Source organism: Thermogutta terrifontis, from assembly GCF_002277955.1.
Lineage (GTDB): Bacteria > Planctomycetota > Planctomycetia > Pirellulales > Thermoguttaceae > Thermogutta > Thermogutta terrifontis.
The window spans coordinates 296,461-317,780 of sequence record NZ_CP018477.1; the positions used below are offsets into that span (position 1 = coordinate 296,461).

Below are 21,320 nucleotides of genomic sequence, written 5' to 3' on the forward strand. Positions count from 1 at the left end.
TCGGCCTCCTTTCCCTTGCAGCCCATCAGGGTGCGGTCTGCTATTCGATAATTCGCTTGATCAACAGCCCCTGATCGACGTTGAGGTCGTAGCCCCGGCGGAAACCGACCGGGATCGAACGGTCAAAGAGGAAGAACCCGCGATGCCGTTTGATGTCCCCGGTGTCACTGCCCAGCTCCTGACCTAGCATGTAACCGTCAGGATAGATGTCGAGGATCTCCTGCGGGGACAGGCTCACACCATTCACCAGGAAGTTGCCCGGTGTCTGTGGATCCGGTTGCATGACCTCAGCCACCGGTTGCACTTCGAAGTAACCGATGGTTACCCAAATGGCATACACATTGGATCGCGTGGTCACAAGGTTGCCGAGTCGCATGAGGTCTCGATAGCGGAAGAAGGGGTTGCGATTGATGTCGCAGTACTCGTATTCATGATTTTGCGAGGGATTCTGCGGATTGGTACTGGGTGCCTGGAAAAGGGGCACGTGGGTAAACTCCATCTGTCCCGTGTTGGGATTTGGGACGACCTTTTCACGCAGCAGGGTGGCGTTGACCTCCCGGCCGATAACGTCCTGAAGAGTGGGGTTGGTGGGATTAACCGGGCTTGTGGGCGGGACGTTACTGAACCCACCGAAGCTGCGGAAGGGATTGCCAAACCGCGTTGGATAGTCTGGATTGTTCACCAGAAGTCGGGTGTACGAGTCAGGCAGGAGGGGCGGGGTATTGGGCACCGTGGGGGGCAGGCTGGGGAAGCCCTGATTGGGCGGCACATAGAATCCCCGACGGCTGTCCAGAAATTCGTGCCACAGTGCCACATAGGGATTGGTGGTGTCAAACCAGTTGGCAGGTGGATTGAGGATAAGCTCGGGTCGGTTCATCAGCCCCGCCCAAACCTGGGGCGCATAGATGGTGTTCAAGTTGATTCGACCCGGCTCACGGAAGTACGAAATCATGTGGTTGGGCGGAGTGAAACGGTGCGGCGGGGAACCCGGCGGGGCCGGAGGCGAGATGCGCTGCGCGGTCTCTGGATTCAACTGCAGTTCCGTATCCACAAACGGGGACGGCACCCGCACAAATTCCAGAACGCGGTGGAACTCAGGGGCCGTCGGACTGTTGCCCGCTCCCGCACCAACAGACCAGAAGTAATTGGTCAGGTGGGGATAGGGTTCGACTTTGTTCGGCTCAAAATACTGGTCCGGTTGATCAGATCGATCGGGCTCGTACGGGTTGGGTTCTGGTTCACTCGCTGTCGGATCGGTGAGGGGCACGCGGTAGTACTTGTAGTAATTGTTGGCATCGTAAGCGAGCAATCGCGAACTGGGCAATGCCGGTACCAGGAGAAGTTCTGTCGCGCTGGTGTACGGCCGGTTCAGCCACGTGAGCCACGGGAAGGGACGCTGTGGATCACCGTTATACGGCACCGGGCCTTGCCGTGGTGCGCCGAAAGGTTCACTCAGGTAACCCAGCGTATGCTTGAGTCTGCGGTTGAAGATCCCCACAGGCACCGTGGCCCCGTCATTCTGCACCGGTTTGTCGAGCGGTTCCTGTTTCCAAAGAATGACGTCGTGGTAGGTGTCCTGGATAACCGCGTTATTGCTGTTGTCCAGGGCAGGCGGATCATCGTTTCGCTCGCCACGCTGCCGCGTGTGGAACATGATGGGATCGGTATGGCTGATCTGGGCCTGGCCATCGGCGGTGAAGTCTTCCTTATTGGTTCGGCTGTTGAAGCAGGTCAGATCCACCGGGGCGGAATCCACCGTCCGGTACGGGTTGAGAATCGGATCATAGGGCTGCGTGGGGTCGGCCAGCCGCTGCAGGTGAATGATGCGAAACCGTGTCCGCGTTGTGTTATGCCCGAAGAGGTGGTCCCAGTCTTCGTCGGCTTGGAGGTCCGTCCGCTGGGCATCGAGGGGCTTGTCGATAACCTGGGGCGATCCCGGAGGATTCTCGTACCGCCCGGTGGCAGGATTGTACTTGATGGCTTGACCGGCCTCGTCGGTTTGTGTGGCTTCCAGCTCATCGTAGCCGGTCGCGGGTTCGGAGACGCTCAGCCGCATTTCCTTGTCGCCGGCCAGAGTGCCGATTGTCACATAACCGCGATCGATGCGAATGCCCACAGGAGGGTTGATTCCCGTCGGCAGGGTGTCGAGGTTCTTATCGACGATCACCTGGTTTCTCAAGATGCGGATGTAACGATCGGTATTTGGATCACCCTGATCAAGTTGGAAGCCGATGTACGTGATGTCACCATCAGGTTGGCCGGCCGGACCGATGACCGCATAGCGGCCGGGCAGGATCTTGTCGATCTCCCCGGCGTACGTATTGCTGGGATAATAGCTGACCGGAATGTTGGCCTCTTCGGGGAAGCCATTGGCTGGACGCGGGACGAAGTAAACAGCCCGTTCAATCTGCGGGCGTTTGGCAGGATCAGGATTATCGGGGTCTTTGGCCAGACCCGGTTGATCGGGATCGGCTTCCGCCCGAGTGACGATGATTCGCCAGATCGGCTGCCCGGCAGGATTCAATTTCGCCAGATCGACCCCTGGCCGGGGTTCCGGCTGAGTCTTGGTGGGATCGTCAAATTCACCGGCGCTCGGTTCATTTTCAAACCAGGGGTTGTACAACTCAACGAAGAGGGAACCCTGTGGTCGATAACGCTGATCCAGGTCTCTAATCCCTTGCCCCTGGCTTGGATAATCTTCCTCTTTGGGATCGTTGGTGTTCGGTGGATAGGCATAACCGTAGGCCGACAGGTCCTCCGTTCGCCGGTCATGGAAGGCGAGCGTCTCGGTGATGAGGAGTTCGGGCCGTTCACAGCCCCACACCGTATGCTGCGGGTCGGGAGTGGGGTTCCAGCCGTCGAAGGGATTCTCGTCGAAGACGAAGCGCGTCATGATCGAATCGCGATCGCGGAAATCAACCGTATTGACGGCCCACTGGGCGATCATCCGGGCGGTGTTCAGACGGCTGCCGGTGACAGTATCGAGGAAATTCAAATCAGCCACCGACATCATGAGGACATAAAGATGCCTGGCCAGGGCCTGATGGGGATCTTCGGTGGCCCCGGGGAGACCATCGCCGTCGTAATCAAAGGGGATTGCGCTGGTCGTACCAGTGGCCGTGCGATAGGCCCATTGATCCTGACCGGAGAGGGCCTCGCCAGGTTCATCGACGACACCGTTATTGTTGTTATCAAGACCATCACCCAGCGGCCGATTAATGTTGAGTCGCAAACCGGCCAGGACGTCCGGCGGGAAAAGCACCCACAGGTCCTGCGGTGCGGTCAGATTGAACCGCTGAACGATGCTCTGAAGGAGCTGGTTTCCCAGTTGCTGGCGCCAGCGATAACTTCCGGCAACGGCGGCGACCGGGAGGTCCCAGCTCTCCGTCGTGATCATGTGCCGCACACGTACCAAGTCGGGAATGAGCTTGCGGAGTCGCTGCGGGAGATCCCAGCTGTCGCGGTCGAAGGGGCGCAGGATCGCTTCCAGTTCGGCCGGTGTGAACGGGGCATCTACCGCATCCTGTTGGCCGGATTGAATGAGGCCCTTTCCCCCACGGCGAGTCAGTTTGACCTTGTAGGGGTTGTCCGTGACGGCCGCCGTCCAGAGGTTCTGCGGCTGTACATAAATCGGTCGGCCGCGCAGATCAAGACCGACACACAGGGCGCCCATCATGTCAGGAGGACTGCCGTAGATCGTGGGATTGCCTGGACCGAACGGCTGAGGAAGTGTGGTCCGCCAGTCGATTGGATAGGTAAATAATTTGTTGGCCAGCAGTGCGTCGGGTTGTCCGGCCAGTCCTGCTGCCGGAAGAGGCGGTGGGGACACTAGACGGGTTCGCTCTCCATAACGGCCCATAATGGGGCCCAGGAGCGGATCGGTCCTTCCCACAAGCAGCATATCGTAGAGGTTCTGCCAGGGCCCGGGGGAGCCGCCACTATTGGTGAGCAATTCGAAAAGCGGCCCGAGGTTGATCTCCGCCGGGCCAAAGCCAAGGCCACGGAACCAGTGCCGTAGTGCGTTAGGCGCTAGGGCGGGATTAGGAAACAGCACGCTAGGATTTTCGCCATCCGGGAACGCGTCGCCGTTGGTGTCCGCACCCGCTGCGAGGATCCAGTTTGCTCCCAGCGGAGCGCCGTCAACGTTGAGCGTGTCCTGCTGATAATACCGCGGGTCGGCCTGGACCAGCGAGCCATGGGCGTTGAGATTCAGTCGGCCGTCCAGGTCCACGCAGAGGATGGCCGCCAGGGGCTTATAACGCCTTCCATCGGGCAGTTGACGGACAGGCAGACCCAGGTCCACCCAGATACTGTCGGGTGTCCCGTCCCCGTCATTATCCACATCCCAGCGCCACGAGTTGGGATTGATGCTCAAGAGAGAATCCGGTTGACCGTCGTTGTTGGTGTCGTCGAATCCCGGCTGGTAGGTCGGATTACTACCGTCGAAATTGGGGTGGAACACGCGAAGGGGCCGGAGAATGAATTTCCGCTCGAACAGGGCCACTTGACGCCTCACCTGGGGGTCGGGGATTGTTTCTGGACGCAGAAGGTAATTGAACCGCACGGCCGGATCGCTGATCGAGCCCCAGTTGATGATGTTGCCGTTGATCGCCTGGTTGAACCAGTAGGCGATGAGCGACACCCGGTGGAACGAGGGCTCCGGCACAAGCGTCTCTCCGGTGGCAGGATGCGGCAGCACCATTGCCAGAAACATATTCTGGTAGTCGGCCGCATCGTAATCTTCGTTGGCAGAAAGCAGTCCATCGTCTGCGGTGCCGGGCACGCCATCAGGTCCGGCATATTGCAGGAGAAACTCTCTCACCGCGGCATTCGGTGTCAGTGCGTACGGCATTCCCTGGGGATCAGTGGCGGCCAGCCGATCCGTGTTATTAAATCCCACCCCCGTGCCCGAGAACGCCCGACCATCGATGAGGTAATTGATGGCCTGGCCACTTTGCAGTTTGTTCTGGACGGCGGCAAGGGAAACGCTCTCGGGGGCCACCACGAGAAACCGATTGTTTACGGCATCGTAGTCCACGATTCGCGTCGTGATCCCCGCTACTGGAGGCGTGAGGAAGGTGAGCGGACAACCGACCCATCGTTCGGGATTCGGGAAATTGGGGGGAAAACCCCAGATCTGTCCGCCAGCCACGGGAACAAGGGTGGGAGGAGCCGGCGGGGAGAAGGGCGGGATCGCTCCCGCCACCCATTTCTCTCCGTAAACGTCCTCCAGAAGGCTGTGACACCAGATGGAGGAGTGGGGGTTATTGGAGCCGCGGATCACTTCCAATGCCACCTGCATGACCGTCTGGTCGGGCGGATCGTACTGCTCCTGGAAGCGTTTGGCGGCCTCCGCTCCCCGCCGGGTGTGTCCCGTCAGGACCACATACGCCAGCACAATCAGCCCAAACACCGAGAGGATCGCCAGCGTCAAGAGCAGGACAACGCCTTTTCGTGGGGTCGATTTTGCCTGGATCCTCATGTTCATGTACCTCAAATGTTGCTATCCGGTCCACCTGCCCTGGGCGACCGGGATCGCTGTCGTGCTATCGTTCAAACATCCGGGATGGGTTCGCCGTTTGACGTGCCCGTGCTGCTGTGCACGTTTTCCAGGTATTCTGACCGATGTCGTCCGGTCATCTCGACGGGGACCCACCCGCCGGGACGCTTCATCGAGCCGGGAACGACGAGCGGCTCAGCACCTCAGGATCGATCACTTCGGTGTACACGCCGTACACGTTGGTGCACAGCACGGCCTGAGTTTCCACAGGCACGCCATCCCCATCGGTATCGTTATTGGTGCGAAGACACCAAGCGATGTTCCAGTCCGGTCCGGCCACGGTGACTTCTCGGAAGTAATTCTGGTTCTGATTGATCACATCTCCCGCAGCCACCACGCGGTACCACAGAAACACGTTCTGCATCAGCGGCGGATTGTTGCTGATGACGGCACGCCCGGCCAGCAGAATGTACTGGCCTTCGGGGATCTTCAGGTATTCCTCGGCCTGAGCGGCATCCGTGACAAGGCTTGCGGGAATGGAGAGCCGCAGGTCGCCCCCGCCCAGGAAATTTGCCGTGGCCACTCGCTCTCCAGGGACTTCTGCTGTGGGATCATCGCGCCACAGGAAACTCCGATCGCGGAACACCACGGCAGAGACAAGATACTTTTGTGTCCCGGACGGGATTCTCGGCACCTGAGGCACCACCGTGACCATCCAGGAGTACATTCCCTGGTAATCGGCGTAGAGCGGGTTGCCGGACGCGGTGTCACCTGGCAACGTGGGCAGCGGGACCGCCGCCCCTGTGTCCGTTCGGAACAGCAACCGTGGGCGGGAGAGGCGGCTGGGATCGAACACCAGGTCGTCTTCTCCCACCACAAGACGCTGCCAGATCTGAGGGTTCATAAGGATCGCTTGGATGTTCGCCGGCAGTGCCGGATTGGCCGCAATGTTGACGCTGATCCGCACCATGCTCACAGCGGTACCGGGCGGATTGTAGGGGAATCGCCCCAGGTCTGCGGATCGGGCGTTCGGCACAGCTCCCTGCTGGTTGTTGATTTGGGCGATGTACAGGGGGTCGATGCAGAAGGCCTCGCCGAGCGGGAGGGGCTGGTCCCGACTGGAGACGACCGGTGCACCTTGAACGGTAAGCCAGCGCACCGGGTCCAGCCATTCGCGAACCCGGACTTCGGCAAGGGCGTTACGCCCGACGGTCGCCGTCCGATCTGCAATCAGCGCCCGCATCGCCGACATATTGCCGATCACCACCACGGCGGCAATCCCCAGCATCCCCACGGTAAGGATGAACATGGCGATGAGGACTTCCAGCAAACTGAAACCGCCCCGCTTCCCGGCAGGGGATAACCTCGGGCGGGTTACCGTTTGCATCAGGGTTGTCCCAGGATGAATCACCTCAGCGTCCTCCCACGCCTTTCATCTGTCGGGCATCATTGCGAGCAGTGTACAGATCGTTGGGAACCTTGACGTTATTGACCAGCGTGGTGCCGCTCACCGGGGCCGTGACGGCCAGGCCGGTGTTGGGATTGACCACCAGCCAGTAATTCGTCATGTCCTGCCAGTTGTAGAGGCCGTCCTCAGCGAGGGAAGGCCCTCGCTGAGTTGGTGGACTGCTTGCCATGGCAGGCATCCGCTCCCAGCGACCGACGAGGAGATAGATCGGCTCTGTGACCGCGGATTGTGTGTTCTGATAGAACACGCGCTGGACACGACCATCCGGGGCAAAGAGCACGATGACGGGTGTTGGGTCCTCAATTTCGGGAGTGCTCGGGTTGTGGTCCACGGGGACGAAACCGCTGGGGTTTCCCATCAGGGCCATGCTGTCGGTTCCCGAGGAATAAAGATCAATCACCGTTCCTGTCGGCAATCGCACAGGGGCCGCCGCGGTCGATTCGGGGCGGCGATAAATCTGGAATGTCACCGGACGCGAACCAATCCCGTTGGCAGGGTTTTCCGGCGGGAACGGGGCCGAGGGATTGTTCGTCACCGGCCAGGGTGTGTCCGCCACGTCCTCGAGTTTCACCAGAAGCACGGCGAATGGCGTGCTCTGAACCGGGAAGTTGGGATCACCGATGAGATTATCGGGATCCGCGTCGGGGTTACCATCTCCATTCAGATCCAGTCCTACAATCCGATAACGCACTCCCTGGGACTCGAACGTGATGACGTCTCCCACCGCCACCGGAAGCGTCTGGGTAAGCATGCTTGCGACCTCGGCTGTGTTGAGACGGACCTGAAAGAGCGGGCTGGTCCCCAGCCGCCGGACAATGGCCCGGGCACCGATCACATCTCCCGCGTAGGCCGGTGGTTCTTCTACCATCCGCAGAGTCACGGCGGCTTCGGGTTGGATTTTCAAACGTTCGATGGACACACCGACCGGCCGACCGATCTCCATCGCGCGATTGCGGGCGGCATAAAAGAACGCCGAAACCGTTCGCGATGCCTCACGAATTCGCCGCTGCTCCATCATCGGCCGCAGTCGCGGCACCATCACCGCAAGGAGAATCAGCAAAATCGTGATCACGACGAGCAGTTCGATGAGCGTCACACCGCGTCGCTCGTCGGGAATCGGCTTTTTGTGCATAAAAACCCTCGCCCACCAGCCGGTCATGGCATGGTCTCCGCACGGTGGTTGTGGATGTTGTCGAAATGCCCATTGGGGTAGTGCTCTGCCTCTTGGTCATCCAGCGGCGTGGCCCTGTATGGCGCCCCTGACAGGTTCCCGCCGGGAATAGTATTCAAGTTGAACCAGTCGTACTGGCGAAAGGCGGGTCCGAGCGCAGCCAGTTGCTCAATAGGCAGCACACGAGCTTTCCATTGCCGTGAAACTGCAAGAGAATAGTAATTGGCACTAAAGTCCTTATTGCCAAATGCGTCATACCCGGCACGTGACCCAAAAGACAGTCCGATGGCTCCATCAGGCCCGGGCGAAACAACGAGCGGAAACGTAGCGTAAGCATTCGGATCAACTCGAAGAGGATCGAAAGCGTCGTGATGATTTTCCGGGTCGGCGACCTGAATGTCCGAATCGGGGAATCCAACGGGACATCGGATGAAATAGATCGGATTTCCCCATCCATCCACGAAGACCGGAAGCTTAACAGTAATATCCTGCCCGTGTTGATCCAAACCGGGAAACGGTAACCACGCTATTTCACTGTCCGCAAAAAGCTCACGGTTCTGAGGATCCGACGCGCACACGATCATGTACAGTAACACCGCATTAAGCAATCTGCCATAACGATTGGCTTCCATGGGCGATAGTTGCCCTGAATGGATTTTCTGCGCGACTCCCTGCGCATTCAGACGGGCGAGAAAACGTCTGTACGTGTCCCATAACGCAGGCGCCCTGATTGTGCGGACGTACGTTTGGGAATTTTCCTCGATCTCCAAGGTGTAGGATGAAACAACTCCTGTGCTCGGATCAATCTCATCCCATTGATCCGGCATCTCCCAGGCCATGATGCAACGAATCGCCCAGAGGCGAAATCTGGCCGCCACCAGAGGAGGCAAACCGCGGGTGTCGATGGGAACCCGGCGGGTGCGGTACGAGTCGTAGCGCTCCATGATGATCTGGTTGATTTTGGCGATGGTGGCCTTGGTTTTCGCCACGCGACCCTGCTGCCGCACCCGCAGAATCGCTCCCCAGGTGATTCCCATCAGGATGGTGATGATCACGATGGTGACGATCAGCTCGGCCAGCGTGAAGGACCGTCGCCTTCGCCCGAGGAGAGACCGGATTGGGTTAGTGTACGTCTTCCCCATCATTTGATTTCATTCTCCAGCCGGGTGGCGAAATTCGTGATGTTATCGTAGTCGCCCTTGGTGAAGTTGACCCCGTTGTCGCTGATTGGCCAGGTGGTTGGATCAGGCTGCCGCGGATCGCCGTAATCCCCATCCAGCCCTGGATGGATGAGTTGGAACGAATCCGGATTCCGCCAGTTTTCGCTGGTGCTTACCCGATAGGGTACGCAGCCAAGAGGGATAAGATTGACTTTGGTTGCATATGTCCGGGTGCCGTCGGGGGCTCGCTCCGAGCGGAAATAGACTACACTCGGCGGCTGGTTGGAATCGGAGACGATGCGGGTGTCAGGAACGTAGGTCATGACGGAAATGGGTGATCCCGTCCAGGCGATTTTCGTTGGATCGAATTCGAAGAGGCTGCCTGTTCGCGGCTCGCCGCGCTGAACAGGATTGGCCTCATCCGCGTGGAATCCTACTGGCTTGTAGACGCTGCCCGGTTGCAGGAAGGGGTCGCCCGGCTTGATATCGGGCAAACCCCCCAGCCAGAAGACGAGGGCGCTTCGGGCGTCAAGAGCGTCCAGGTCGATGTTGTACTCGCTGGCGAGCCGGAGCTTCAGCGTGTCGTACAGCGGGGTGGGCGAATTGATGACGGAGGGATCCACCCTGAATCTCGGCCACCGCCGGCGGATGTGGCGCTCAATATCCAGATTACGGTTGGGGCCGGAAAAATCGGGTGGAAACTCACCGAACTGGTTCTTGTACTCCATCAGGGCGGTTTCCAGTTGTTTGATCTGGGTGTAGATGGCTGCCTCGCGGGCCCTGGCACGGGCAGTGATTGTGGCCGCCGAAATGAGCGCTATCAAAATCCCGATGATCACAATGACCGTGAGCAACTCGACCAGGGTGAAACCCCTGTTTTTCCGCCGATGCTCCGGCCGAGGGGGGATCCTCACCATTTCTACACCGTTCATAACCGATCTCCCGAGTTGTGCCTTTGTCGTCTCCACGATCATTGTAAGGGACACTGCTTTTTCAGGCCGTCTATCTCTCCAAAAACGCGCGATCGCGAGGTGTGATTGCTCCGGCTCTTTCTTGAGCGATTGAACAAGCGCGTAACCGCTGAACAATTCTGGTGGGAAATCGTCCTGTTACCTCGTGGCGTTCGGCAGACGCCAGAACTTTTACCCGTGCACCAGCGAGATCGCCGTGTTGCAAAGTTGAACACAATCTCCCGACCTGAAAGGTGCCCTTGCCCCGGCACCATCGGTTGCTGGCTGGCCCGATGAGTCGTCCCTCCGTGCCGGTCTTCCTTGGGAAGACCCTGTTTCTCAACCGGACAGTTTCTGAATCAGTGCGATCAACGGCAGGAAGAGGGCGATCACGATGAATCCCACCATGCATCCCAGCACGATGATCAGCACCGGTTCAAACAGGCTGAGGAGGCTTTCGGTGATGATCGCCACTTCCTCGTCGTAGTTGTCTGCAATTTTGTACAGCATTGTGTCGAGCTCACCGGTCTCCTCACCCACGTCCACCATGTTGATGGCGATATCCTCCATGATGGGGTTATTCCAGCGGGTGAGGTACAGGAGCAGGCCGATCGGTCCACCCAGGAAGAAAAAGAACCAGAACGCCGTAATGGGGTGGAAGCCAGGCCGCGCGTTGTCCTTCAGCGGCTTGGCAATGGTTTCTCCTTCCCGAATCGCGTCGAGCACCCGCTGGTACAACCGCTCAAACACCGCATTGGTGGCGGTGTCCCGGGTGATCGTCAGGGCCTCGAGGATGGGCACACCGCTGGCCACCAGGGTCCCCAGCGTTCGTGTGGTTCGCGCGATGATGTTCTTTTCCACAAGCTGACCGAAGATCGGCAGCCGCAATTTGAACAGGTCCCATCCGAAGCGACAGTACGGGAACATGTTCATCAGCTTGATAAATAACCAGATGCCGAGCGGAATCCCCGGCAGGAGGAACCACCAGTGGATGACGGTCTGAGACACGTTGATCAAAATCTGCGTGGGAACAGGAAGATCGGTCTCGAATTCCTCGAAGATCTTCTGGAACTGAGGCACGATCTTGATCATGATGAAGGTCAAAATGAGGCACGCGAACACGATCACGGCGATCGGGTACACGAGCGCGCCTTTGACCTTTCGCTTCAGCCAGAGTGAGCGTTCCTGAAACTCCGCGAGACGGCGGAGAATGACTTCCAAAGCACCACCAGCCTCACCGGCCTTCACCATGTTGACGTACAGCCGGTCGAACGCCTTGGGAGCCTTGGCCATGGCCTCGGAGAGCGTCGCCCCACCCTCGATCTCTTCGATGACGTCGATGAGGCAGTTTTTGAGGCTTCCAAAGAGGGAGGGCTTGGCCTGGGCCTCGAGAATCTTCAGACTTCGCAAAATCGGCAGGCCGGCGTCCTGAAGTACCGAAAGTTGCTTGGTGAACGTGGTCAGCGTCTTGGCATTGACCCGACCGATGGAGAACGTCTTGCGGGATTTGGCCTTGGCCGCCTTTTCCTTCTTTTCCTTCTGCGGGGCGATCCGCGTGATGTAATAGCCCATCTGGCGGATCGTCTGTTCGGCTTCCTCCTGGGTTGCCGCCTCGATGACGTCCCGGATCTCCTGTCCGGTGGCGTCCATTGCTTCGAACTGGAACTTCGGCATGGCCTGGTCCTCACACTGCAGGGCCGGGGACAAGCCGCCTGGCCCAACTCAGCCGATCCGACTCTTTCCCACTCGCGTGCCTTTCCTATTATTCGCTGCTGCTCGCTCAGATGATGCTCAAACCACAAAAAACCAATTTGCGATCACGCTTCGATCGTCGTTTCCCGAACAACCTCTTCCACCGTGGTAATGCCCTGGTAAATCTTTTCCAAACCGTCCTGCCGCAGCGTCTTCATGCCTGCGCGGATGGCGGCGTCTCGCAACTCTTCCGTGGAGGCTCCCCGGTGGATGAGCTCGCGAATTTCCTCGGTAATGGGCATCAGCTCAAAAATACCCGTGCGGCCTTTAAACCCCGTGTTGTTGCAGTTGGCGCAGCCGCGACCGCGGTAAAACGTTTTTCCTACCACGTCCTCGGGCGTCATTTCCAGGTCCGCCAGGGCCTCCGTACTGGGCACGGTCAGTTCCCGGCATTCTGGACAAATCTTGCGGACCAACCGCTGGGCGAGAATGGCTTCCACCGTGGCCGTGATGAGGAACGGCGGCACGCCCATGTCGCGGAGCCGGGCAATCGAACTGGGTGCGTCGTTGGTGTGCAGGGTGCTGAACACCATGTGCCCGGTCAACGCGGCCTGCACGGCAATCTCCGCCGTTTCCAGGTCCCGGATCTCACCCACCAGAATGATATCCGGATCGTGCCGCAAAATAGCGCGAAGCAGATTGGCAAAGGTGTTTCCAATCTCCGGATCGATCGGAATTTGCACAAGGCCATCGATCGTGTATTCCACCGGGTCCTCGGTGGTGATGATCTTGTCTTCGATGGTGTTCAGCTCGTTCAGCGCCGCGTAAAGCGTGGTTGTCTTTCCCGATCCGGTGGGGCCGGTCACCAGCACAATACCGTGCGGCCGGTGAATGACCTCCCGAAACTGGGCCAGCGTCGTCGGATCCATCCCCACCTGATTGAGGTCGAGCATCACCACGGATTTATCGAGAACCCGCAGCACGCAGCTCTCCCCAAACATGGTGGGCAGGACGCTCACCCGCAAATCGACGGGATGGCCACCCACTGTGAGACGGATTTTGCCGTCCTGCGGGAGGCGGCGTTCGGCAATGTCGAGGTTGGCCATCACTTTGATTCGCGTCGTGATGGCAAACGCCAAATGCCGGGGCGGGGGGACCATCTCGTAGAGCACGCCGTCGGAGCGGATGCGGATCCGGAACTCGTTCTCGAACGGCTCAAAATGCAGGTCGCTGGCGTGCTCCTTGATGGCCATGAGGAGCACCATGTTGAGAAGTCGCCGAACCGGGGCACTCTCCGCGAGGGCCTCCACACTGCTCAGGTCGATGGGCCCGTCCTGTTCCAAACTCTGCGCCGCCTTGACCAACTCGGTATCTTTTTCCAGTTCCTCGATGATTCCTTCAATACTTTCCGTGCCGGAATAATAACGCTGAAGAGCCTGATTGATCTGACGCTCGGTGGTGACCACCGGCCGAATCTCATACCCCAAAAAGCTCCGCAATTCGTCAATCACAGACAGCTTCTGGGGTTCGCACATTGCAATTGTCAATGTGTTGTCGTTAAAAGAGATAGGCACGATCTTGTAGAGCTGAGCCATCGGCTCGGTGATGCGGTTGAGGACCTCCGGAGGGATGGTGAGCTCGTTGAGCTGGACCACTGGCAGGTTGAACTGTTCCGCCAGCGCCTGGGCAAGCTGGTCCTCGTTAATCAGACCCATCCGAATGGCAATCTGACCGAGAAGTTCCCCTTTGTGCTGTTTTTGCTCCTCAAGGAGCATTTCTAGCTGGGACTCCGTGATGAAGCCCAGGTCCACGAGAATTTGACCGATCCGCCGAAGAGCCATCCGCTTGTCCTGCTATCCTGCTATGCGTTTTCAGTTGACCAAATCGCCGACGAAGACAATCCCTGATCGGCCGGAAAGACTTATCTTCCCGGTCCACACTCTATCTTAGCCAGCCGTCGGTATTTATCCAAATGCCGATAACTGCTTATTTTCGCCCGTTTTGGGCCATTTCCCGTTCCAGGCGCCGCCGGGCTTCCTCCTCGTCTTCGAGGATTCCCCGCTCGGCCGCCGCAATTCGCGCTGCCAGTTCATCCGGGCTGTTAGCCCGGAGGAGGACTTCTTTCTTCTCGCAGATTCCATCCCGCCACAGCCGGAAGAGGTGATCATCCAGAAGCTGCATCCCCAGCTTGTGGCCGGTTTGAATGGCCGAGTTGATTCGGTAAGTTTTATTCTCGCGGATGAGGTTTGCAATAGCGGGGGTCACCACGAGCATTTCGTAGGCCGCCACGCGTCCCCCACCAATCCGCGGCAGCAACTGCTGGGACAAAATGCCGATGATGGACGTCGAAAGCTGGGTTCGGATCTGCTCCTGCTGGTTGGTGGGAAAGACGTCAATGATTCGGTTGACCGTTCCCTGGGCCCCGGTCGTGTGCAAGGTGCCGAACACGATATGGCCTGTTTCGGCCGCTGTGATGGCGGCCTCGATGGTTTCCAGGTCACGCATTTCACCCACGAGGATGATGTCCGGGTCCTGTCGCAACGCCCGGCGGATGGCCTCTGCAAAGCTCGGCACGTCCACCCCCACTTCCCGCTGGTTCACCGTGCATCGCTTGTGGGTGTGATAAAACTCGATGGGGTCTTCGATGGTGATGATGTGGTGATCCACGTTGTTATTCAGATAGTCGATGGCCGCCGCAAGAGTCGTCGACTTACCGGAGCCGGTTGGGCCGGTCACCAGGATCAGGCCCCGCGGCCGCATGATAAGCTCCTTGAAGACCGGCGGCGTGCCCAACTCCTCAAAAGACATCAACCGGTTGGGGATCTGCCGAAGCACCATCCCCACATAGCCCTTTTGCTTAAAGACCGACACCCGGAACCGGCACTTATCGCCGAAGGCGAAGCCGAAGTCGGATCCTCCCACCTCCTGGAGTTCCCGCTGGCACCGTTCGGGGGTGATACTCTTCATGAGGGCGACCGTGTCCTCAGGTTCGAGGACCTTGGTTTCCAGCCGCACCAGTCGGCCGTCAATGCGAAGAACAGGCGGCTGCCCCACGGTAATGTGAAGGTCACTTGCCTTCCGAGTGACTACGGTGTTGAGAAGCTTGTCGATTTGAAGCTGTGACATACCCCGCCTCGATTCTTAAAAGGTACCTGGTAATTTGACTGGCCCTGTTGAACCACAGCACCGACACAACCCTCCCCCGACGAATTATTCTGCCGCCCGATACCACAGAATGCGGTAACACTCCAAACCAGCGGCGCTGTGAGCGCTGATGGGAAATCAGCGGAGTTCTTCCTCCGGACGAGCCACCGAGAGCAACTCTTCCAAGGTTGTCTTTCCCTTGAGAACTTTCTGGAGTCCGTCCATGTAGAGGGTCTTCATCCCCTCCTGGATGGCTACACGGCGGATTTCTGCTACGGGGGCGTTCTTAAACGTAAGTTCCCGAATCTTCGGGGACATGATCATCAATTCGAAGATGCCCATCCGACCGCGGTAGCCCGTGCCGTTACAGCGGCTGCATCCTTTGCCTCGGTAGAAGGTAGCGCCGGCCATCATTTCGGGGGTCACGCCAGCCATCTCCAGGACGGCATCGCTGGGCTGATAGGGTTGCTTGCACTGCTCGCACACGACCCGCACGAGCCGCTGCGCCATGATCGCCACAACGCTGCTTGCCACCAGATAGGCGGGGACCCCCATATCGATCAAGCGTGTAATGGAACTGGGCGCATCGTTCGTATGTAGCGTACTAAAAACGAGGTGTCCAGTCAAAGACGCCTGAATACCCATCTGGGCAGTCTCCAGGTCGCGCATCTCGCCGACCAGGATCACGTTCGGCGCCTGCCGCAGCATGGCGCGAATGACCCGCGCGAAATCCAGTCCAATCTCGTGCTTGATCTCCACCTGATTGATCCCCGGCAGGTAGTACTCCACGGGGTCCTCCGCGGTGATGATCTTGCGGTCGGGAGTATTCAGCTCGTTGAGGGCCGCATACAGGGTGGTCGTCTTCCCCGAACCGGTGGGTCCCGTCACCAAAATAATTCCGTTCGGCCGCTTGATGAGTTGTTTGAATTTGACGTAATCTTCTTCGGAAAATCCCAGTTGGCGCAAGCCAATTTTGATATTGTCTTTGTCCAAAATCCGCATAACCACAGCTTGACCCCACGTGCTGGGGAGGATGCTCACCCGCAGGTCAAGCTGCTTCTCGCCAATGTTCATCTTGATACGACCGTCCTGCGGCCGACGCCGCTCGGCGATGTCCATCTTGGCGAGAATTTTGATGCGTGACAGAATAGCACCGAGCAAACGGCGGGGGGCATTATCCCGCTCGACGAGGTATCCGTCAATCCGGTAGCGGATGCGAACGCGGTCCTCGAACGGTTCAATATGGATATCCGACGCCCGAAGCTGCACCGCCTCCGAAATAATCAGGTGTACCAACCGCACGACGGGAGCACTCGACTCGTCCACGTCCTGTACGGTCCCCACGTCGGTATCCACCTGAGTGAAGTCGATCGCCGTGTCTGTCACTTCGGTGATCATCGTGTCACGGCTCTCGCCTGACGTCTGGCCGTAATAGCGGTTGATCGCCTCCTGAATTGCTTCTCGGGGCGCCAGGCAAATCTCAATGCGCTTGTTGAGAATAAAGCGCAGCTTATCGAACGTGGCAAAGTCGTCGGGATCGCTGACCGCCACCTTGAGCTGGCCATCTTCCTCAGCCACGGGAATCACCACATTCTCACGGGCCACCGATTCCGGCACCTGCTCAATGACATGCGGCGGAATGGACGTACGAGACAGGTCGATGTACTGGAGGCCATGCTGTTCGGCGAGAACTTTCATAACCTCCTCGCCGCTGGCGTATCCCAGGCGGACGAGAGCATCCGGTAATTTCATGCCGGACTGGGCTGCCAATTCGCGGGCCTCTTCGAGCTGGTCGGCACTCACGATGCCCCGTTGGACGAGCAAGTCGGTGTAATCGGCACGGCGTTTCACGGCCATGGGACAAGCCTCCCAAATTGGAATAGGTCTGGACTATATTTTCAGAACTCCCCATTTCCACGGTACCCGTCGGCATTGTTCATGTCAACAACGAGACGTAACAAAATCCGCCAGGACATGCCGACTGACAATTGCCGCCAGGAAACGCAGTTGAACGGCCGACGTGAAAGTTGGCCGCTTCCACCGGACGCATGGGAGGAGCGGCTTCCACCCGGCCGGTCACACGTTTTCATCCGGATCGACGGCAGGGTTGTGAAGGCTAAAGCCTTCACCGAAAAGCGGCTATAAATCGCCGCACTCCAAGGAGTGCGGGGCTTTAGCCCCGCTTTCATCGCGGGACTTCAGTTCTGGCTAAACATCAATGAATGATCCAACGTCAAACGACGGACCTGACAGGCAGGTCCCTCCGACGGATCTTTCGGAGGGGCACGCTTGTCGTGCCCCATGAAGCGGCATGGTTTATCCAGCGTCGGAAAAGCGGACCGTGGAATGCGTCCTTCCATTGGATGGATTGGAGGAACGGCTTCCACCCGGCCGGTCGAACGTTTCCATTCGGATCGACGGCAGGATTGTGAAGGCTAAAGCCTTCACCGAAAAGCGGCGATAAATCGCCGCACTCCATGGAGTGCGGGGCTTTAGCCCCGCTTTCATCGCGGGACTTCAGTCCCCGGTGAAAGGCGATGGACGATCGAACATTGAACGACGGACCTGACAGGCAGGTCCCTCCGACGGATCTTTCGGAGTGGCACGCTTGTCGTGCCCGGTGAAGCGGCATGAGTCATCAATCGGTGTTCATCGGACCCGACAAGCGGGTCCCTCCGGAAAAGGGCGCTGCGATGGCGTAGGGGCGATTCATGAATCGCCCCGAAAATACATTCACCAGGGCCAAACGGCATGTCGGTCGGGGCAATTCATTAATTGCCCCTTCCGTCCAAGGTGCCGCCAAATACTCTCTAGAGCCGGGTCGGCCACCAAGGACCCGGCATTACTCAATTCGTCGCTGGCGGGTACAATAATCGTTTTCGAGCAACTCAGCAGTTTCGGCGGAGACCGACCAGCCGATCTGTCCACGGGCGTGGCACAGCCGAGTAGCGGTCACCGTACTGGCATTCGGGGTGCCCGGCTTCGAAAGGCTGGTGATGCGAACATCTTGAAAGCGAGAGGTTGAACGATGGCCAAAGGCGGAAAAAAGAAGAAAGCAGAGGTTGTCTTCTTGGTGTGTGAAGAGACGAACGACTACAATTACGCTCTGCGACGCAAGCCTGGTGGCGAAAAGCTCCGTCTTAAGAAATTTTGCCCTCGTTGCCGGCGGCACACCTGGCACGTTGAAAAGAAGAAGTGAAAATGGTGTGGCCTCGGACCCGCCGCTGTGATTGTCCCTTTCGTGGGGATTTCTCAGGCTGGAATGAGGAGCCGGGGCGATGAAAAAGCGTTGGCGGATTCAGCCGCACGACCAGGGGGCGGTTGCAGACCTTGCGCGTCGAGTTGGCGTCCCGGCCGTCATCGCCCAACTTCTTCTCTGCCGTGGTATCCGCGATCCGGAAGCCGCGGAGCGATTTCTCTCACCTACCCTGCACAGGTTGCGGCCTCCTGAGTTGTTGCCGGACTGCGAGAAGGCGGCCGATCTCCTTTGGGCGGATATTCAGGCGGGCCGCCGGATTGCTGTCTACGGCGATTACGATGCCGACGGCATCACGGGCACCGCGATCCTGTGGAAGTGTTTGAAACTCCTTGGGGCCGATGTGAAGTACTACGTCCCCAGCCGGTTGGAAGAGGGCTACGGGCTGAACACCGCTGCGCTGGAGCAGTTGGCTGGCCGGGGAGTGAAAACGGTTGTCACCGTGGACTGCGGGGTGACAGCACGGGAGGAAGTGGCCCACGCCCGTCGGCTGGGTATGGAAGTGATCATTACCGACCACCACGAACCCGGACCGGATTGGCCGGAGGCGGCCGCCATTGTCCATCCTCGGGCGGCGGGGGGTGCGTATCCGTTTCCCTGGCTAAGCGGGGCGGGCGTGGCCTTCAAGTTGGCCTGGGCTCTGGCTCGCAGGGCGGGAAATGGAAAGCGGGCGAGTGCCCCATTGAGGGACTTCCTTGTCGAAGCGGTGGGCCTGGGGGCCGTCGGAACTGTGGCCGATGTCGTGCCCCTCAATGATGAGAATCGGATCTTCGTCCATTACGGATGCACGACGAGTTTGCGGCAGCGGGTTCCCCTCGGGCTTTCGCTCCTTCAGCAAGTCACACCCGCGGGAAAGAATGGACGGACGGACAGCGAATGGATTGCCTTTCAGCTCGCGCCGCGGATCAACGCGGTGGGCCGACTGGGCCAGGCCGCCCTCGCCGTGGAACTGCTCATCACGGAGGAGCCCGCCCGTGCGGAGGAACTCGCCCGATATATCAACGGCCTCAATGACCAGCGAAAATCTATCGAGCAGAGCATCTATCTCAAAGCGCTGCGGCAGATTAAGGAGACGTGCGATCCCGAGAATGACCCGGCATTTGTCCTGGCAGATACCGACTGGCATCAGGGAGTGATCGGGATCGTGGCCGGGAGACTGGCCGAAAAATTTCATCGGCCGGTAATTCTCATTGCGCTCAACAAGACCCGCAGTAGACCTGCGGTGGGGTCCGGACGGAGCGTTCCCGGGCTGCATCTTCAGCAGGCTTTGGCGGCGTGTGCTCACCACCTGGAAAGATTTGGGGGGCATTCCCAGGCGGCGGGGCTCAGTATCGAAGAGGATCGCATCGCTGCCTTCCGACATGAATTCTGCCAGTATGTGGCCGAACATTTCGATGCCGCCAGCAATCCGCCCGAGATAGAAATCGATGGCCAGTTTCCTCTTGGGGTATTCACCCTCGATGTGGTGGAACAAATCGAGCGGCTGGCGCCATTCGGCGAAGGCAATCCCCGGCCGGTCCTGTGCTGCGAGAATGTCACGCTGGTGGAATCACCCCGGGCGGTGGGAAAAGGTGAGCAGCACCTTATCTTCCGCGTGGAGCACTGCGGGACGGTTATGCGGGCGGTGGCCTTTGGAGCAGGGGAGCGGATCGCCGAGTTGCCTGTCGGTCAGCCCTTTGATCTGGCGTTCCGCCCTGTCATCACCGAGTTTCAAGGTCAACGACGGGTCGAACTCCATGTGGTGGACTGGCGTCGGCCTGAGGAACGCTGATAGACGGGCCCATCTGTCTGGCAATTCGTCGAAACGGCCGTTGCCCGGCAAGGTGTCTGAAGTTTCGTCCGACCGACCATCCCCATTTTGCAAAAAACCATGACATGCCCACGAGCGCAGTGTTTTGTGGGGGCGATTCATGAATCGGCCCAAAATACCGTCATCAGTGCCAAACGGCATGTCGGTCGGTCATGTGGGCGACGTTTTTGGGCTGGTTGCCCCAGGCACACTCATGGTAGGATGACCGACAGTTCCACGCCACACGACAAAAAAGAGGTCGTTTTCTGAGACGTCCCCCAGGCAGAATCATCCGCTTTGGAGCTTGACGAGCGGGGTTTGGGATGTCGAATTGACAAGGTGGCACGCCGGGGAAACTCAAACCACGTGTGCATCGTGGTCGGGCACGTGGCCCAAGCAGCCGACCGCCGAACAGCCGATCGTTTGGATTCGCTCTGGCGGAGCCATGGTGCGTACACTATATTAGCGGAGTTTTAGGAGGTTGCGGCAAGATGGATAATCGCGATTTCGGTAACAAAAGAACGCGGCCCAAATGATGGCCTCCTCCGATACCCTCGATTGGAGCGAACAGATCGTGATCGCGAGCACATGCGAGGATGCACAGCGCGTGATCGGGCGGATTCTTGACGAACTGCGTCAGGCCGGCTGGCATCAGGACGACATCTTTGCTGTCCATCTTGCCCTGGAAGAATCCCTCAGCAACGCGATTAAACACGGCAATCGCGGGGATCCCCGCAAAAAGGTGACGATCAGTTACCGTTTGTATCCCCACAAGATAGACCTTCAGGTGGCAGACGAGGGCCAGGGGTTTGATCCTGCGGCTGTACCCGACCCCACCTTGCCGGAGAATATCAACTCCACGAGCGGCCGGGGGCTTTGCCTCATCCGCGGGTTTATGGATCGCGTGCTTTTCAAGGAAGGAGGCCGGGTGATTTGGATGGAGCGCTGTCGGCACCATGGAACAACCGAAGGGCCGGTAGCGGAGAACCGTCCACAGAGCAACCGGACTCGCCCGGCATGTTGAAACGCGGATACCCCGCGGTACCAAATCTTTTATGGATTGGCAGCATCTCGGGGGGACCTTTTCCGGAGAGTCGTGCTTGTCGGGTCCGCCTCTCGGAGGGACTTTCTTGTCGGGTCCAGCGAACACCGAATGATGACCCATTCCCCTTTCACCGGGCACGACGAGC

The 21,320-nt window shown here is 58.9% G+C and carries 12 protein-coding genes; 3 read left to right on the forward strand and 9 right to left on the reverse strand.

The window, feature by feature from the left end; translation table 11 throughout:
* Positions 1-40: 40 nt before the first annotated feature.
* The 9 genes from THTE_RS01125 to THTE_RS01165 form a co-directional block, all read right to left on the reverse strand.
* Positions 41-5,482, reverse strand: a complete 5,442-nt coding sequence (locus tag THTE_RS01125) for a hypothetical protein (RefSeq protein ID WP_095413699.1) — start codon at positions 5,480-5,482, stop codon at positions 41-43.
* 187 nt (positions 5,483-5,669) lie between these two features.
* Positions 5,670-6,911 carry a type IV pilus modification PilV family protein gene (locus tag THTE_RS01130; RefSeq protein WP_095413700.1) on the reverse strand — a complete coding sequence of 414 codons (1,242 nt, stop codon included), beginning with the start codon at positions 6,909-6,911 and terminating at the stop codon, positions 5,670-5,672.
* Between the two features lies 1 nt (position 6,912).
* Positions 6,913-8,127: a pilus assembly FimT family protein gene (locus THTE_RS01135; protein ID WP_095413701.1), complete on the reverse strand. Its 1,215-nt coding sequence runs from the start codon at positions 8,125-8,127 to the stop codon at positions 6,913-6,915.
* Positions 8,124-9,284, reverse strand: coding sequence for a prepilin-type N-terminal cleavage/methylation domain-containing protein (locus THTE_RS01140; RefSeq protein ID WP_095413702.1), 1,161 nt, complete (start codon positions 9,282-9,284; stop codon positions 8,124-8,126). Before THTE_RS01140 ends, THTE_RS01135 begins: the two co-directional genes overlap by 4 nt.
* Positions 9,281-10,231 carry a type II secretion system protein gene (locus tag THTE_RS01145; protein ID WP_237260177.1) on the reverse strand — a complete coding sequence of 317 codons (951 nt, stop codon included), beginning with the start codon at positions 10,229-10,231 and terminating at the stop codon, positions 9,281-9,283. The genes THTE_RS01140 and THTE_RS01145 overlap by 4 nt, the downstream gene beginning before the upstream one ends.
* Positions 10,232-10,588: 357 nt before the next feature.
* A complete protein-coding gene (locus tag THTE_RS01150) occupies positions 10,589-11,923 on the reverse strand; it encodes a type II secretion system F family protein (protein ID WP_095413704.1) in 1,335 nt (444 codons plus the stop codon).
* Positions 11,924-12,066: 143 nt separating this feature from the next.
* Positions 12,067-13,782 (reverse strand): GspE/PulE family protein, encoded by a 1,716-nt coding sequence (locus THTE_RS01155; RefSeq protein ID WP_095413705.1) that lies wholly within the window; start codon positions 13,780-13,782, stop codon positions 12,067-12,069.
* Between the two features lie 145 nt (positions 13,783-13,927).
* The gene (locus THTE_RS01160; RefSeq protein ID WP_095413706.1) at positions 13,928-15,067 is read right to left on the reverse strand and encodes a type IV pilus twitching motility protein PilT; all 1,140 of its coding nucleotides are present in this window, start codon (positions 15,065-15,067) and stop codon (positions 13,928-13,930) included.
* Positions 15,068-15,223: 156 nt separating this feature from the next.
* Complete coding sequence (locus tag THTE_RS01165; protein WP_095413707.1) at positions 15,224-16,942, reverse strand: GspE/PulE family protein; 1,719 nt, start codon at positions 16,940-16,942, stop codon at positions 15,224-15,226.
* Between the two features lie 1,171 nt (positions 16,943-18,113).
* On the opposite strand from THTE_RS01165, the gene rpmG reads away from it, so the two are divergent.
* The 3 genes from rpmG to THTE_RS01180 all read left to right on the forward strand — a co-directional run bounded on the left by rpmG (position 18,114) and on the right by THTE_RS01180 (position 21,154).
* Complete coding sequence (gene rpmG, locus THTE_RS01170; RefSeq protein WP_095413708.1) at positions 18,114-18,284, forward strand: 50S ribosomal protein L33; 171 nt, start codon at positions 18,114-18,116, stop codon at positions 18,282-18,284.
* 79 nt (positions 18,285-18,363) lie between these two features.
* The gene (gene recJ / locus THTE_RS01175) at positions 18,364-20,112 is read left to right on the forward strand and encodes a single-stranded-DNA-specific exonuclease RecJ (RefSeq protein ID WP_095413709.1); all 1,749 of its coding nucleotides are present in this window, start codon (positions 18,364-18,366) and stop codon (positions 20,110-20,112) included.
* A gap of 550 nt (positions 20,113-20,662) precedes the next feature.
* Positions 20,663-21,154 (forward strand): ATP-binding protein, encoded by a 492-nt coding sequence (locus THTE_RS01180; protein ID WP_095413710.1) that lies wholly within the window; start codon positions 20,663-20,665, stop codon positions 21,152-21,154.
* Positions 21,155-21,320: the final 166 nt, after the last annotated feature.